At 42.1% G+C, this 16,087-nt stretch carries 16 protein-coding genes; 5 read left to right on the forward strand and 11 right to left on the reverse strand.

What is annotated here, in order from left to right:
* Positions 1 to 145: 145 nt before the first annotated feature.
* Together QZY09_RS21880 and QZY09_RS21885 are read right to left on the reverse strand one after the other, a co-directional pair.
* Positions 146 to 1,039 carry a DUF3078 domain-containing protein gene (locus QZY09_RS21880; RefSeq protein ID WP_295676094.1) on the reverse strand — a complete coding sequence of 298 codons (894 nt, stop codon included), beginning with the start codon at positions 1,037 to 1,039 and terminating at the stop codon, positions 146 to 148.
* Between the two features lie 53 nt (positions 1,040 to 1,092).
* Positions 1,093 to 1,236, reverse strand: coding sequence for a hypothetical protein (locus QZY09_RS21885; protein WP_295676097.1), 144 nt, complete (start codon positions 1,234 to 1,236; stop codon positions 1,093 to 1,095).
* 125 nt (positions 1,237 to 1,361) lie between these two features.
* Between QZY09_RS21885 and QZY09_RS21890 the strand changes: the two genes are divergently transcribed.
* The 4 genes from QZY09_RS21890 (at position 1,362) to QZY09_RS21905 (ending at position 5,274) form a co-directional block, all read left to right on the forward strand.
* Positions 1,362 to 2,738, forward strand: a complete 1,377-nt coding sequence (locus QZY09_RS21890; RefSeq protein ID WP_295676100.1) for a ferritin-like domain-containing protein — start codon at positions 1,362 to 1,364, stop codon at positions 2,736 to 2,738.
* Between the two features lie 56 nt (positions 2,739 to 2,794).
* Positions 2,795 to 3,394, forward strand: coding sequence for a hypothetical protein (locus QZY09_RS21895; protein ID WP_295676103.1), 600 nt, complete (start codon positions 2,795 to 2,797; stop codon positions 3,392 to 3,394).
* A gap of 109 nt (positions 3,395 to 3,503) precedes the next feature.
* Positions 3,504 to 4,445 (forward strand): DUF692 domain-containing protein, encoded by a 942-nt coding sequence (locus QZY09_RS21900; RefSeq protein WP_295676105.1) that lies wholly within the window; start codon positions 3,504 to 3,506, stop codon positions 4,443 to 4,445.
* Between the two features lie 25 nt (positions 4,446 to 4,470).
* Positions 4,471 to 5,274 (forward strand): putative DNA-binding domain-containing protein, encoded by an 804-nt coding sequence (locus QZY09_RS21905; RefSeq protein ID WP_295676108.1) that lies wholly within the window; start codon positions 4,471 to 4,473, stop codon positions 5,272 to 5,274.
* Between the two features lie 3 nt (positions 5,275 to 5,277).
* Here the strand turns inward: QZY09_RS21905 and QZY09_RS21910 are convergent, their stop codons facing one another.
* Complete coding sequence (locus QZY09_RS21910; protein WP_295676111.1) at positions 5,278 to 5,907, reverse strand: DUF4142 domain-containing protein; 630 nt, start codon at positions 5,905 to 5,907, stop codon at positions 5,278 to 5,280.
* Positions 5,908 to 6,009: 102 nt separating this feature from the next.
* Complete coding sequence (locus QZY09_RS21915) at positions 6,010 to 7,305, reverse strand: NRAMP family divalent metal transporter (RefSeq protein ID WP_295676113.1); 1,296 nt, start codon at positions 7,303 to 7,305, stop codon at positions 6,010 to 6,012.
* Positions 7,306 to 7,477: 172 nt separating this feature from the next.
* Here QZY09_RS21915 and QZY09_RS21920 point away from each other — a divergent pair, with 172 nt between their 5' ends.
* The gene (locus QZY09_RS21920) at positions 7,478 to 8,956 is read left to right on the forward strand and encodes an ATP-binding protein (RefSeq protein WP_295676116.1); all 1,479 of its coding nucleotides are present in this window, start codon (positions 7,478 to 7,480) and stop codon (positions 8,954 to 8,956) included.
* A 49-nt stretch (positions 8,957 to 9,005) separates the two neighbouring features.
* Here the strand turns inward: QZY09_RS21920 and QZY09_RS21925 are convergent, their stop codons facing one another.
* The 7 genes from QZY09_RS21925 to QZY09_RS21955 form a co-directional block, all read right to left on the reverse strand.
* The gene (locus QZY09_RS21925) at positions 9,006 to 9,308 is read right to left on the reverse strand and encodes a hypothetical protein (protein WP_295676119.1); all 303 of its coding nucleotides are present in this window, start codon (positions 9,306 to 9,308) and stop codon (positions 9,006 to 9,008) included.
* A gap of 107 nt (positions 9,309 to 9,415) precedes the next feature.
* A complete protein-coding gene (locus tag QZY09_RS21930; protein ID WP_295676123.1) occupies positions 9,416 to 9,871 on the reverse strand; it encodes a helix-hairpin-helix domain-containing protein in 456 nt (151 codons plus the stop codon).
* Between the two features lie 99 nt (positions 9,872 to 9,970).
* Complete coding sequence (locus QZY09_RS21935; RefSeq protein WP_295676126.1) at positions 9,971 to 10,468, reverse strand: DinB family protein; 498 nt, start codon at positions 10,466 to 10,468, stop codon at positions 9,971 to 9,973.
* 193 nt (positions 10,469 to 10,661) lie between these two features.
* Entirely contained in the window at positions 10,662 to 11,468 is an 807-nt protein-coding gene (locus QZY09_RS21940; RefSeq protein WP_295676129.1) for a DUF4249 family protein, read from the reverse strand.
* Entirely contained in the window at positions 11,465 to 14,230 is a 2,766-nt protein-coding gene (locus QZY09_RS21945; protein ID WP_295676132.1) for a TonB-dependent receptor, read from the reverse strand. The genes QZY09_RS21940 and QZY09_RS21945 overlap by 4 nt, the downstream gene beginning before the upstream one ends.
* 103 nt (positions 14,231 to 14,333) lie before the next feature.
* The gene (locus tag QZY09_RS21950; protein WP_295676136.1) at positions 14,334 to 15,047 is read right to left on the reverse strand and encodes a LytTR family DNA-binding domain-containing protein; all 714 of its coding nucleotides are present in this window, start codon (positions 15,045 to 15,047) and stop codon (positions 14,334 to 14,336) included.
* Positions 15,044 to 16,087 (reverse strand): sensor histidine kinase (locus tag QZY09_RS21955; RefSeq protein WP_295676139.1); only part of this gene is annotated, 1,044 nt, incomplete at its 5' end. The genes QZY09_RS21950 and QZY09_RS21955, both read right to left, overlap by 4 nt.

The raw sequence follows: 16,087 nt of genomic DNA on the forward strand, positions 1-16,087 counted from the left end.
CGAAACCTTTTTGACCAATGGACGGTTTTTGGTGATGAGTGGAAATTATTAGAGGAATATGAGATTTTAAAGGCGCCATTATCTAAAAAATAAGCCCTCTTTTCTGTCATAGAAAAGAGGGCTTGATACTTGTGGAATATCTGTCTTAAAACTTATAGGTAAGCCCTGCTCCAAATATTTGTTTTACCTGCAATAACGAATGATATGCCGTTACACCATTGGTTGTAACAGGTATTTTAGCATTGGGATCTGCAATCAATTCAACACCTGCATTTACAGTAACCAGTTTGTTTACTTTCATGAAAATATTCGCTGAATAATCTGTATAGATATTCTGTGGCTGTGAGCGATAGTTTGAAAATAATTTCAAAATATTTTCGAAGGCGATGTTTTTAGCAATATTAACTTTATAATAAGCATCAAGCGAGGCGCCAAATTCAAAAAGATGATTTTCGCCCGGTATTACGCCAAAAGCGCCGGCAGATGCAAGCGAATCATTTTGAACAAAAGTAAGTTTTGCTGCCAGTGGAGATATATTTACCCTGAAATTATCCGATTTTTTAAAAGCAAAACCTGGTCCGAAGGTTAGGTAGGCGGGTGCAAACAATGCTGATATTAAGGTTCTGTTGTTATTGCTATCGTAGGAATACCCATTGGTCAGCTGTGTCTGGAAGTTGGCATAAAAAGTGTACAGCCAATATTTGGCAGCTTTATATCCCAGCAAGGAGTTTAAAATGATGCGGTCATCGTTTTTGCGCCAGCCCAAACCGGTTTGGTTGCTTAAGCCATAAGCCAGGATAGTTTTATTGTCCCAGCTCCAGTTGCCTCTTTTGTAATCGAAATCATAATCAAAAATTACGTTGCCCGAAAAGGCGTTCACGCCGCCTGCAGCCCAGTTTGAAAAAGAGCTCTGGCTGATCAATATGGTATTTTGGCCATGGATTGTCCATGGGTGGATGGTGTCTTTAGGAGCAGTGGTCTGAGAAAACCCTGCAAGTGATAAGCATAAAAGAGAAAAAATGAGTAAAAATTGTTTCATAATGGTGTTGGTTATGATTTTAAAAACGCCAAAAATAACAATTATTATAATTATTAGGTTGTGTTGTTGCCAAATTTGTTGTGTAACAGGCTGAGATGATGATGTATTGCAGCACTGCGGCGGTAATTTTCTGTGTCGATATTTACCGTTTCAAGCCAGTTTTTTTTGATCATTTCAAAAAACATTTTATTATTCATATGGCTAATAACCGTGTTGGTATATACATTAACCTCATTGGTGTAAAATACCAAAAAGTATCGTTTTGCCTGGGTATATTTAGTCGCCAATATCAATCATACATAACCCTTTATAAACCTAAATTATGTTGCAAAGTAAATTTTTCAGTGCCGATAGCGAAGTAACCCCCGCCAATCTTGGCGAAGCTATACAGCAAGCCATCGAAATTGAGATCGCTACTATCCCCGTTTATCTTTACACCTATTATTCCATTAACCGGGTACCCGATCAGGATTCAATCAGCGGTTCGCTGGTGCAGGAATTGGTTAAAAGCGGCAGGCCGGTTAAAGAGGCGAACAAAATTGCGCTCGATTTGTCGGCCGGGATTATGGTATACGCCAATAAAGCCGGCGCGCTGATCATGAGTGTAGCCATTGAGGAAATGCTGCACATGGCACTTTCTTCAAACCTGAAACAGGCGCTCGCAGGTCTGCCCGAACTGATCGGTAAATCGCCAGGTGTTTGGCCCGCCTGTTTGCCCGGCCACGAGCCGGAGTTTCCTATCAACAGGGCAAAACTGTCGCTGGATCAGCTGGTAACTTTCCTTAAAATCGAAAGTCCAGACCCTTTACCGGATAAAAAACTACTGGCGGCGCCTATTCCTTATAAAACCATAGGATTATTTTATAAGATGATTATGGATTGTATTAAAGACAATGATTTGCCTTATAATACCCATTCGCCGCAGTTACTGCCCGGCAATGCCTATTATGCGCAAAACAATATTGATACCGTATATTATGATAAAGCACATAACCCGCATTTTACAAACGCGCCCGATAGCGGCGACTTGCTTTACGTAAAGGACCGTGAATCGGCTATACACGCCATCCATTGTATTGTAGAGCAAGGCGAAGGTTTCCCGGGGGCACAAGGATTTGATCCCGATGGCTCGGTTGACTGCGAGAAAATGATTTCTCCTGATTATGATGATTTCGATAAAGAAGAACTGTCTCATTTTGAAAAATTCGCCCAGATCTATTGTCACTATAAATCATTGAATGCACAGTTTAATAAACTCGGCATCGGTAAAATTGAGATCAGCGATTACTTTGTTATTAATGTGGCTGAAAACCCTAAAACCGCCGATTATCCGGCCCATATCCGGCCTGTGTCCGACTTTTTGAACGGGGTGTATACCTACTTATTTGTAATGGTTGAAAACTGCTACAAAAAATCGGGCAACACGCAGTATGAGCTATTCATGTTCGGCATTCATAAGTCGATGATATTTATCCTTAATTCGGTTTGCGGCGATATCATGAAGCTGAAATATAAGGTGCATGAAGATGGGAAAGAAATAGAATATGTTGCCGCGCCAACATTTGAGGATTATCCTTTTGGGTTAATTTCAAGCCCGAAATCGCAACTTATAGACCTTTATACAGCCGCTTTAGCAGTATATCCCACCATCAGCTACCTGGGTCAAAGGGTGCAGGACCTGCCGGATGTAGGGTTATAAACTGGAAGGAAATTTTAAAAGGACAACATTAACAGATAAAAACAAAACGGCACATTATGGCTAACATAAATTATAATCCAAATTTATCACTTTGCGGAGGTACCCCGCCCGCGCCAGCACCGGCTGAACGCGCGGCTGCTGCCCCCGTTGCTGCCAGCCCATCGGTAGAACTTCACGTTTGCATGGGGTTAAACGCCTGCAAAGGACATGATCGTAACGGAACCAACAATTGCGCAGGTACGGGGTATTGTGCTACCGCTACACGACATAATTGCCAGACTTTGAACGATTGCCACGGTCAGGGTGGCTGCGGGCTTTATGGCGATTCGGAGCAACAAATGCGCCCCGGCTCAAACGAATGTGCCTGGCAGGGCAGTTGTGCTGTGCCTATCCCGGCTGAACGATACAGTACTTTGGGTGAGAATACAGGCAAGAGCGTATGGCTGCTGGCCCGTAAATTATTTGAGGAAAGGATGATGAAAGCAAAACGGACGGTTGGCGAGCCACCCTTTAAATGCGGGCCTCCTGAAAATTGGCTCACATCGGTATTGGGTTCCTATGACTCATGTGGCAATAGCGGCGATAAGCGTTGTTCATTCGGTTTCAACAACCCGGAAGACCATGCAAAAGCGCTTTGTGAGGGGAAGAAAGAGTAAAAATGTTGATTAAGTTGGAAATGTTGTAAGGGTTGTAAATGTTAAAATCGTTAAATTTTAACTACAACTTTTACAACTTTTCATAACCATTACAACAACTAAAACAGCAATGATCAAAAAAAGGGATCAATATCTTAAGATAATTAATGCGCTGCCAAACCCGGGCCTGGGATTAGGCTTAAGGAGCAAACATTTTAATTATATCCTTGAGCATAACCCTGCGGTTGATTGGTTTGAAGTGATTTCGGAAAACTTTATGGATTCCGGCGGAAGGCCCCGCCATATTTTAAGGCAGATAGCCGAAAAATACCCGGTTGTAATGCATGGTGTTTCGCTTTCTATCGGCAGTACCGACCCGCTGAATATGGAGTACCTGGGTAAATTAAAAACTCTTGCTGCGGAAGTAAAGCCGCTTTGGATAAGCGATCATTTATGCTGGACAGGCGTAAACAACCTTAACACGCACGATCTGCTGCCGGTTTTGCTCAACGAAGAATCATTAAAACATATTTGTTCGCGGATCCGCATGGCGCAGGATTTTATGGATCGCCCCCTTGTATTCGAAAACCCCAGTACCTACCTTACTTTTAAACAATCCACTATACCTGAGTGGGAGTTTTTAAAGTATATGGCCGAAGAAACCGGCTGTGGTTTACTGCTTGATGTGAACAATGTATATGTATCGGCTTTTAATAATGATTTTGATCCCGTTCATTATATTAACCATTTACCGCACAACCGTATTGTGCAAATGCATATAGCCGGGCACCAGCATTGCGGCGACTATATTATTGATACCCACGACCGTAATGTAGTCCAGGACGTGTGGAAATTGTTTACACAAGCCTGGCAGCTTACCGGTGGCGTAGCTACTTTACTGGAATGGGATAGCAATATCCCGGATTTTGATGAGTATCATACCGAACTGTTAAAAGCAAAACAATATATGAGTGTAATGACCGGTTATAACATGGATACAGAAAAACTGGAATATAGCAGTGATGCAGTTTCAAATCCGGTTGATTTTTTAGTGAATGATTTTAAATGGTGAAAGCCACCGGTTTAATGATATTATAATGGAAACCAAGAATATTACCTTGCACCAACTCCAAAATTGGATGCAGGGAATGCTTATAAAAGGCAGCCCCTCAACGGATGACCGAAAGGTGATAGAGGCAGTGGTAAATCACTCCCAAAGGTTAAGTGCCATGCGGCATTTAAATATTTACCGGAGCAGTTATATTGCCCGGCTAAGGGCGTGTTTGCAAAACCAGTTCATCGCGTTGGCTTATGCGCTGGGTAACGATTTGTTTGAATCCTTTGCAGATCAATACCTTGATTCCTGCCCTTCAGAAAGCTATACGCTTAACACCCTTGGTGAAAAACTCCCTGCATTTTTGGAACAAACACGCCCGGATGCGGACCTGGAGCAAAAAGAAAGCTGGCCTGATTTTATAATTGAGCTGGCAGGGTTTGAATATGCACTTTCTGAAATTTTTGATGAACAAGCTGCCGGCGACTTTACGATTTTAACACCAGATACCCCCGATAATTTGCTAAAGGTTACCCCGGTGCTGCATCTGTTTAGTCACCACTTTCCTATCTGCCAGTATTACCTTGATTTTCTCCAGCATAAAGAACCAGAGCTGCCATTTCCCGAAGAGAGTTATTGCGCGGTAAGCCGCAGAGACTATAAGCTAGGTCTGTTTGTGATACGGAGAGCGCAATATTATTTTCTCAAAAGTATGCAGGAGGGCCGATCTGTCAAGAAATCTATGAAATACCTGGCCAAAAATTTTGAGTTTAAAATAGAAGATCTCGAAAAGATATGGCCCGAATGGAAAAGGAATTTTATTACTTCCGGCTTTTTGTGCGTTTAACGGCTATTTTATCCTGTCCTTAACTTTTTTTGCCATCGCAAGGTGATCCTCAATTTTTGGCAAAGTTTCCCCTGCAAATGTCTTAGTGTCGCCCTGGCTTAAATTCTTATAGGCATCCTTATAGTCGCTAACAGCGTTTTCATGGCCGGTCACGATGGTGTTTATATATTTTTTGTCGAAATCAGCACCACTTAATTTCCCCAAATCCTGGAGGCTCTTTTGATGGTCTGCATTTAGTGCGGCGGGTAATAAAAAATTTGCACTGGCGGCTATCGTACTTATCCGGGAGTTGATGGCTTTATGGCCTGCAACCAAATTAATTGCCAGATTTTTTACATCAGGATCCAGCGCGTTAGTAGCTGCCAGTTCTGACAATTGGATTTCGTATATGCCTGATTCGTAATTTTTTACGAGGAATTTCGACGCGTCTTCTTTTAAGCTTTTTGATGCCTTTAAACTTGAATCAGAACTACTGATCTGCGCCTTGTTGACCGAATCGGTGGTAGCTATTTGTGCCTTATTGGTTGAATCAGCAATTGCACTGCTATCTTTCTGGCCTGAGTGACAGCCCATAGAAAGTAATAATAATGCGGTGCCTGGTAAGGTTAAATATTTTTTACTAAATATTTTCATGATTTTTTTATGAAGTTGATTTACAATTGTTTTACAGCTTAAACAAATTAATCAGCCCCAATGTTTCGCATAGCCGGCATTTAGTTATCAACCCGGATTGGTTTAGTTAAAAATTGTATAAAACATGGCAACCGCCGCTGCTCCCATCGCTATAAAGGTTATCCAGAGAATTGTTTTCGAAATCGCCTTACTCTTAAATTCTCCCATTATATCTTCATCTGACGAAATTTTCAGGATCAAAAATAATAATGGAACCGCCGCCACGCCATTTAGTACGGCCGCGTAAACCAAAGCTTTTACAGGGTTAATACCAATAAAATTCAGCAATAGCCCAACAAGGGTCGCCGCGATAATGATGAGGTAAAATCCTTTCGCTTTGTTAAATTTTAAATTCAGGCTGGCTTTCCAGTTAAACGCGTTTGCCACGGAATAGGCTGCTGAGCCTGAAAGTACAGGGATGGCCAGCATACCCAGGCCAATGATGCCAATCGAAAAAATCAACTTCGATAAAAATCCGGCATGGGGAAAAGTATCAACCAGCGGTTCTATAGCTTTTGCGGCATCCGCGGCAGTATTAATATTTTTTACCCCGCTATTATGCAGCACAGTTGCGGCAACAACAATAATGCTCCATGTAGCAAATTCTGAGAAGATCATTCCAAAAGAATTGTCCAATCGCATCTTGTTGACGATAAATGCACTGATCGACGGTTTTCCCGTTTTTTTAATTAATTTTTTTTCTTTGTCTTCTTCTACTTCCTGGGAGGATTCCCAAAAAAACATGTACGGCGAAATTGTAGTACCTAAAACGCCTGTGATTATGAAAAGAAAAGCAAAAGAAAATTCAAAGTGGGGGATAACCGTGGCTTTTAGAATAGTCACCCAGGGCTGATTTACAATAAATACAGTGATAGGATAGGCCAGCAGTGTAAGCGCCAGCCATTTCAATATTTTTGCATACACCCGGTAACTGGTAAATACTTCGAGCAATAAAATTACGCTGGTGAAAAATAAGGTGAGCAAAATAAATGGAGCAGGAATCAGCAATTGCGCGGCTGCCGCCATGGCGCCGAGGTCCGCGCCAATATTAATGGTATTAGCTACAACAACCAGCCCAACAACCGCATATAAAACACCCTTGCTATATCGCTCCCTAACAATGGTAGTTATCCCTTTACCTGTTACCAGCCCAATCCGCGCGCAGGCTTCCTGAACTGCGATCATTAAAGGGAGCATGTAAAGGGCTGTCCATAATTGGCCATAACCAAATTGGGCACCCGTTTGTGAATAAGTGGCTATTCCCGAAGGATCGTCATCTGCTGCGCCCGTTACCAGGCCAGGGCCGAGCTTTCGCCAAAAACCTTTAACTTTTGCGGCTATCTCGGTTTCTTGTTTCATGGCATCAGATTTGGTTGAATGTAGCTGTTATAAACAACTTTACGTAAAATATTCTTCATATTATGATAAAACAAGAATGTTAAAATATAGTTTTATTTGAAAAATATTGTTTGTTAAAGTACTTCGCATTTAAATTTGTATGTTTAACTATTGCCCAATTTTACGCTAACCCATGATAACCGGATCTTTCACAGCAGATATTTTTCAATCTATTTTCGAAAAATCCCCTGGGTCATTGCTGCTAAAAGGCGATATACCCCGGTTTACAATAATAGCAGCCAGTGACTCCTACCTGCAAATAACTTCACGCACAAGAGAAAATATTGTTGGCAAAGGCTTTTTTGAAGAATTTCCTGACAATGCCACGATAGACGATGAGAACGCCGCCAGAAAGGTATTTACAAGGGTTGTAGAAACAGGTCAAAAAATAGAGATTCCTGTTTACAGGTTTGATGTGCTCAGCAATAATACCGGTAAATATGAGCCTCGTTACTGGTCTTGCTGTAATACCCCAATTGCCGATGGCGGGAACGAAGTTGCTTACATATTAAATACAGTTGTCGACATTACAGAGGAGGTGATGGCCAAAGAAGCTGCCATTGAAAACGAAAATCGTTTGCGGCTTGCTGCTGAAGCCGCTGCGTTCGGCACCTGGGAACTAAATATTCAGAATCAGGTATTTAACTATTCGCCCAGGCTTGCCGAGATTTTTGGACATCCGGCGGGAACATTCCTTGGCCTTTTAGATGTAAGGGCCCAGGTTAACGCAGATGATATGGAGCATATTGTTGTCGACGCCTACCTCAAGGCCTTGAAAACAGGTAAATACTTGTATGAAGTAAGGATAAATTGGCCCGACAATTCGTTGCGTTGGATAAAGGTGCAAGGGGTGCTGGTGTACGACGAAATGAAGATGCCGCTAACGCTGCTTGGCACCATATTAGATACCACTGAAAGTAAACGCGATGAGATTAGGAAAAATGATTTCATAGCGATGGCCAGCCATGAATTAAAAACCCCGCTAACCTCCATTAAAGCTTATTTACAATTACTCTCGAGAAAACTGGCGCCATCAAATGATAGATTTATTAATAATGCCCTGCACATCGCCAACCTGCAGGTGAACAGAATGACCGATCTTATCCACGGCTTTCTTGACCTCTCGAAACTTGAGCCCGGAAAACTGAAGCTCAATCTTCAGGTTTTTGATCTGGATAAATTAATTGAAGAGATGATAGGCGAAACTACTTTGATCAGTCCGAATCACAAGATCAGTTTTAAGCAAGGGAAGGATTTAACTGTATCAGGCGACAGGGAGAAAATAGGACAGGTAATCACTAATTTTTTAAGCAATGCTATTAAATATTCTAATAAAGGAAGTGAAATTATTGTAAGCTGCAAACAGCAGGCTGGCAGTGTGCAGGTAGCCGTTAAAGATGAGGGTTTTGGCATTAAACCTAAAGACCAGGAAAAATTGTTCCAGCGGTTTTACCGGGTTGAGAGTGAAAAAATGAGAAATATATCAGGTTTTGGCATTGGCCTTTACCTTGCCAGCGAGATCATTCAGCGGCATAAGGGTAAAATTGGGGTGGAAAGCGCTGAAGACGAGGGCTCAACCTTTTATTTTAGTTTGCCGTTGCATAATGAATAAAGTAACGGGTAAACTTACGAAGTTTTAAAAACTTCGTAAGTTTGTGATTTTATATTTCTACACCTTCAATCAAAACCACCTTTTCAATGGAGTTGTTTTTAAGCGCCATGGCTGCCTGGCGTTTAGGGGCGTTTTTATAATTTTCAAAATCAACCTTACTACCAAAGCTGACAAAATGAATTTCATAAGGCAACTCACCGTTCATTTCGACTACACTGTTTTTATCCGGCCTTAGGCGATAGATCAGTTTTCCGTTGTGATCATTTAAAAGGGGCAATACCTTTTCTTCAAAAGCATTAAAATCTGCTTCAGACCCTTTTTTTACAAAAATAAGCTGGGTGTAATAGATCATGTTTTATAGAATCAAGAGTCAAGAACCAGGAGTCAAGATAAAAATAAAAAAAATAACCAGGTAATTAAGGTTTCAAAAAGCGATGACTTTTATCTTGGCTCTTGACTCTATCTTTCATGCCAAGCAGTAACGGGCCGGTCATGCGGGTAGCCATGTTTTGTGCGATAGGCCTTTCTGTCTGCAGTAAAATCCCACCAGTTTTTATTGCTGCCGCGATGTTTTGCATAATATACAACAAGCCAAAACTGGTCCTCCACACATGGATCGGTCCAAAAGCCTTGTTTTCGTTCTAATTCATCAAACAGGGCAGGGCCGTCTTTATCAATAAGGTCATCTATTGAGTAGTAACCCAAAGAGATCAGATCATGAGCAAATTTCGGCCCTACGGAGGGTATGCTCTGGAAAGCGATTAAGGCGGCTACCTCGCTTGCTCTTTGTTTGCCTTTATTTAACAGCGCACTAAGTTCGTCCGGCGCATACGCAGCCAGTCGGTTTATCTTTACCCTCTTTTGTTTTAGCTGCTGCTTTTCTGAAAGGGTTAAATCCAACTTAATAGTTTTCATAGTATAAAAATAATTAAGAAAAACTTGAGATTTACGAAGTTTCTAAAACTTCCCAAGTCTCAAGTTTCTGGTTCCTTGTTCTTTGTTCTTGAATCTTTCTCAAAATCCTGTCTCATCCGCACTTGGCCCGTAGCTGCCCGGGATAGGAATATCCAACAAACGCAGAAAAACCCCTAATTGTGCGCGATGATGGACTATCTGGGAAAACGAGACACGGATCAGTTCGGCTTTTGTCAGCACCATATAAATCTGGTCGCCGTTTCGCATGGTCCAGGTTGGAAGCAAGTCAGGCTCTGTGGCCTTTTCCAGGTGGGCATACCCATTGGCGTATGACTTTTCAAATAGCTCCAATAATTCATCCGTATTATTAACCGGGGTAGGGTTATAAGCATTCGCTGCAAAATCAAGCTCGTCTGTGGTTAGCCCCATAGCTACCCAGTCGGGGATTTCAGCAATGTGGGTTGCCAGTTGTCTTATGGTCATACTTCTTTCGTGTGGCTGCCAATCATATTTATTATTGGGAACACGACTTAGGATCTTGCGGGTGGTTTCCGATTCCTGCTCCATTTCTTTTAATAACACTGGGATGATGTCCATAGCTTTGTTGTTTTTAATTGTTATACAAAGTAAGCACGCGTTAATGACAGCCCTATGTCAGCAGGATTATTAAAAAAGGTTTTTTTTAATAATAATGAATTTCGAATGTTGAAGTTATCCATTCGAAATTCATTATTCAAGATTCGGTGTTCGATATTTTTGATGATACGTTCACGAAGTGATCAGCAACTGATCACAATAAATTAAAACTAAGCGTATCCGATTGCATGGCCGTAAAAATCCCATAGCCGTTAACTACATTGGTTGGGATATTGGTAAGATTTTGCGACGTGGAGTTGCTGGTATTGCTTTTGATCAGGTCGATAAATTCCTGGTTAACCCGAAGCAATGTAACGGTATAATGGCCGTAATATGGGAAAGTAGCCTGCGTTAAATTGTAGTAAGAAGCACGGTTAGTATTCAATTCGAAATTTGCAGGCCTGTTTCCGCCAAAGCTGCTGAGCGGGAAATCGGCGCCATTCTTATTATAAAAAACCAGTACATGATTCAAAGAATCGGGGTTATCCCAGGTCAGTTTATCAATAGTGGTATTAGATGTGTTGGGATCAGTAGTTGTTGTACTTGAAAGCGTTACCGAACCATATTGCGTTGCAAAATTGGTTGGTTTACCCGGCATAACGGTTTTCGCCGAAACGGCATAGGTAAGGTAATTAAATTGGAGTGTATAGGTCTTACCTTCCGCCAGGAAACCTTGATCGCTGTAGGTATAGGTGCCTTTGGGCGATTCGCTTAACTGAACTTTCGTGCTGCCGTCTGACACATAAACCTGCATGCCGCTTATTGCAGCCCCATATTTAGCTGTATCGGTGAGCGACTTTTGCTGATAGAGTTTTATGCTCAGCGCCTGCCCCGGCATAAGGTAGCCCTCAACTACAGGCAGGTAAACACTGCTGCTGCCTGTGCTTTCTTTTTTACAAGCTGATATGATTATCACAGCGAAACATAAAAGCAGTATCCGGTTTAATAGTTTTCTTTTCATTTCCATCTTAAGCTTAGTGTAATATTTGGCGTAAAGCCCAGGTAATTAACATCGGTGGTAATAGCCGCATAATTTTGCAGCTGGTATTCACGATACCAAATATTGGTATGGTTATAAACATTAAAAAGCGACAGGCCGATACTGCCAATTTTATTCCCGTTTATTTTGATCAGGTCATAGGTGGCTGAAAGGTCGAGCCGGTGGTAATCCGGGTAACGCAAGGCGTTTTTGCCGCTGATATTAAAGGCGGTTGACGTATTGCCATCAGGCGAGGTGATGGTATAGCTTGACAGTGGCGCAGTATACGGATGCCCGGTACTGAAAATAAATACGGCCGAAAAATTCCACCGGTAATAATGGTACATATTGATGGCCTTAAATTCGTGCCTTATATCCTGGTCTGCCGGATAGTAGTTATTGCCAAAAATGGAAAACTTGTTTTTAGCATCAGCAAGTGTATAGCTCAGCCATCCTGTATAATTTCCTAATTTTTTCTGCAGCAATATTTCTATTCCTTTTGCCCTACCCGTGCCGGTATAAAAATCCTGCTCAACAGAGCTGACGGTTCCCGGCCCCATTCCTGTTTGCCTGATGGTATATTGGGTTAAGTTGGAGAGCGTTTTGTAATACCCCTCCACATCTATCAAAAACTTATCGTTTTCGTAGCTGATACCCGCCATATAGTGCTTTGCTTCGCTCACCGGAATATTGCTGTTATTGGATAATACCCAGAAACTCCTGTTGCCGTTTACAATGTCCTCCCGGGTAACCTCATTCATGTACTGATAAAACTCCCCGGTAGCGGCCTTCAGCGTGTAATTTTCATTAATAACATAGCTTGCAGATAAACGCGGCTCCACGTACAACTTGCCTGTTGGCTGGAACCATGTATCACGAATACCGGGTTGCAAATGTAGTTTGTCAGTTGGCTCAATTTCCAGTTCGGCATAAGTGCCGCCGGAAAATGCGCTGTTATGCTGGTTGATTAAAGTACTGGTATCATTTTGGATATAGCCGTAATTAATTTTCTGAAAATTTCCGAAACCACCATACAACAATTTATACTTATTATTTATCTGCCATTCCCATTCGGACTTTACGCCTATATCCTGCAGGTTGTTTTTTTCGGATGTGCCGTTAGCAAAGCTGGTTGTATTGCCATTACTATCTGTTGAAGTGCCTGAAGTTGAACGAACCCGGTCATTAAAATAGGAGGAATAAGTAATATAGGTATTTGAATGCACCTTTTTATTCCACTGGCTGAACCATTTGATGCTGCTGCCGGTATTACCATATTTGGTATAGTCTGTAATGTTGATATTACCCGTTGTTGAGCTTAAAAATGAGGGTATTTGCAATGCCCTACTGTTGTCTGTTTTATCCTCTCCATTATAAAAACTCCAGGTAAACGAGTTGGTTTTATTCATGCGATAATTATACCGCACGTCAGCATCGTAAAAGTGAGAGGCTGGTGTTGTTGATTCTCCAAAGCCGCCTCCTCCCGGAGGGCCGCCGCCCGGCGGACCACCACCGCCAGGGCCGCCCTGTACTGTTGAAGTATTGAACTGCTTGAATATTTTATCGTACAAGGGCCCCTGGTACGACCGCCTGAAGGCAAGCAACAATGATGATTTATCACTTAAGGGCAGCTCGGCAAAGGCGTTTACACTTAATAGACTCAGATCAACACCAAAACTAGCCTGGTTATGGTTGCCGTCTTTGCCGTTGATCTCGGTAACGCTGGAGAGCCTTCCGCCGTAGATGGACGAAAAACCACCTTTATACAACTGTACGTCCTTAACTGCGTTGCTGTTAAATGCGCTAAAAAAGCCGTAAAGGTGATCTACCTGGTAAATCGTAAACCCATCAAAAACAACCAGGTTTTGGTCGGGCGTACCACCGCGTACATAGGCGCCTGAGGAAGATTCATTGGTGGCGCTAACCCCCGGCATCAGCTGAAAGGCCCGTAAAATATCCTTTTCGCCTATATTCGGCAGCTTGTCCAAACTGGCTGGCGTTAGCTGTAATACGCCCACCTTTTTAGTGTCAGTATTCATTACACCGCTTTTTTTGCCCAGAACCGTCACCTCGTTCAAGGTGTTTAACGCTTTAAACATGCCGAATACCAGTTCGGTATTAATGTTTTTGGCCTTCAGCTGGATATAATCGGTTTGATAGCCTGAAAAGGAAGCCTCAATTACGCAGGTATCCGAGGGGATATTAAACAAGGTAAAATTACCATCGGTATTGGTTGAAGTGGATATGTTGGTGTTGCGGATCCTTAACGTAGCTGCGGGCAGCGATTCGCCTGTTGCCTGGTCAATTACTTTACCCCCTATGCTAAATAGATAATGCATCGGCGGCGCTTTGGGTTCCTCAATCAGTGGCTTTACATTGCCCAGCCTGGTTTGCTTCAGCCGGTTTAATTGTTTAAGCCGGGCAAGGTCGTCGGTGTTTTGCAGGATGTAGATGGTGCCATCCGACTCCATCCAGTAATGAAGTGAATTATCACTGCAAATTTTGTTCAATACGGATTTGAGCGATTCATTAAAGAAGTGTTCAGCGATATCAAACTTACTCACCGAGTCCCGCTCAAACACAATGTTCAGATGATAATTAATGGATAAAGTATCCAGCAACAGATCGAGCGAACAGGTGTAAAAATGGTCGATATTGGTTTTGTCGAGGATTTTTTGAGTTTGCTGTGCAAATGCAGTGCAGCCGAACCCGGTAAATAAAAATACAAGTATCAGTTTCTTCATCCGGTTAATTTCTATCCGGACGAAAGTGCAGCATGTTTACAACGGCGGGAAATAAATGAGATAAATGAGGCCTATTTGCAGACGAACGCCATGAATTCCGGCATTATGCAGTTTCTTTTCCGATCATTTTATGGATCACATCCCGGTAATTGTCGCTCAATGGTAATTCAGCGTTGGCTGTTTTTATTTTGCCGCGCCTTATCAGCTGCACAAAATCAATATTTACAATGTATGATTTATGGATCCTGAAAAATAATTCAGCCGGTAGTTGCAGCTCGAGCGCTTTAATACTTGTGCGGGATAAAAGAGGTTTCGGCTGGTTAACCAGGTTTATCTTTACATAGTCCTTCAAACCCTCAACATATTCAATATCGCTAAAATTGATCTTTATAAGGTTATAATCCGCATGTACAAAAATATATGGCCGTTTAACAGGCTCCTTTTCTACGGATTTCCTGTTCAGTTCAAACAACATATAGGCTTTTTGGCATGCTTTTAAAAAACGCTCCAATGGTACCGGTTTAACCAGGTAGTCAATTACATCCAGTTCAAAACCGTCGATGGCAAATTTTTCATAAGCGGTAACAAAAATGATCATGGGCTTTTTTACCAGGCTCTTTACCAGTTGCAGACCATTGAACCCGGGCATCTGGATGTCACAAAACAAAAGGTCAACTTCTTCATTTTGTAAAAATAATATCGCTTCGCCTGCTGTGCGGCAGCGCCCGGCAACCTGCAGATAGTTTACGTATTTTAAATTATCCTCCAGCAGATCAAGCGCAAGGGTTTCATCATCAACTAGCAGGCATCTCATCATTTCAATTGTATTTGCAGGTTAACATTATAGATATTCCCCTTTTTGTTAATAGCCAGGCTGTGTTTGCCGGGGTAAAGCAACTCAAGCCGCCTTTTTACATTGGGCAACCCTATCCCGTGGGCTTCATCTTTATTTGGTTCGATCGGGTTAAAAGCGTTTTGTACGCTGAATGCCAGTATTTTATTATCCGATTTTAAACGAATATCAATTATGGGGTCGGCAACATCTCCGATACCATGTTTAAAGGCGTTTTCAACAAAAGGGATCAGCAGCATAGGCTCAATGGTTTTTTCGGGTTCGCCGATATCGAAATTTACGTTTACTTTAACCTGGTCCTGGAAACGCAGTTTTTGCAGCTCGATATAACTGTTCAGGTAATCGGCCTTGCTGATCAATGTTACTTTTTCTGCATCGCTCACATACAACATGTAACGCAGCAGTTTTGAAAGTTGTATGAGGGTAGGCTCAACCAATGCCGGGTTTAAACGCGAAAGTGCCACCACACTATTAATCACGTTGAAAATAAAGTGCGGGCTGATCTGCGAGCGCAGGAAGGCTAGTTCAGATACTAGTGCTTCATTAACAATTTCCCTCTCTTTACTAATCGTTCTGAACTGATCTGCCAGGTAGCGGTAAGCAAAACCGGCTGCCGTAATGGCTATCAGTGGCAAAAGGTTAAATCTCAGGAAAAAAGGAGGCTTTGTCGGGATGCCATGCTCATCAGGAAACCTGTGAAACGGCATCTCCGGTTGAATTTGGATAATGATGAAATCTATCGTAATAAACGCGATAAGCAGCAGAACAAAATATAACAGGATTTTTTTATGCTTATTCAAAACCACCGGGATCAGGAAGAAGGCATTCAGGTAAAACTGAACAGCCAGGAAAGCATTGTTAACAACCAAATTCCATGGCGAAAACCAAAAGCGATGTGATGAACCACCAAACGGCCCTGAAAGGTATGGGATAAGCGTAATAAACGCCCAAAACAGCAGGTGTATAAGTACTTCAATAATAACAGCCGGTTTTAAACGCTTCAA

It is taken from the genome of uncultured Mucilaginibacter sp. (assembly GCF_903913935.1).
Lineage (GTDB): Bacteria > Bacteroidota > Bacteroidia > Sphingobacteriales > Sphingobacteriaceae > Mucilaginibacter.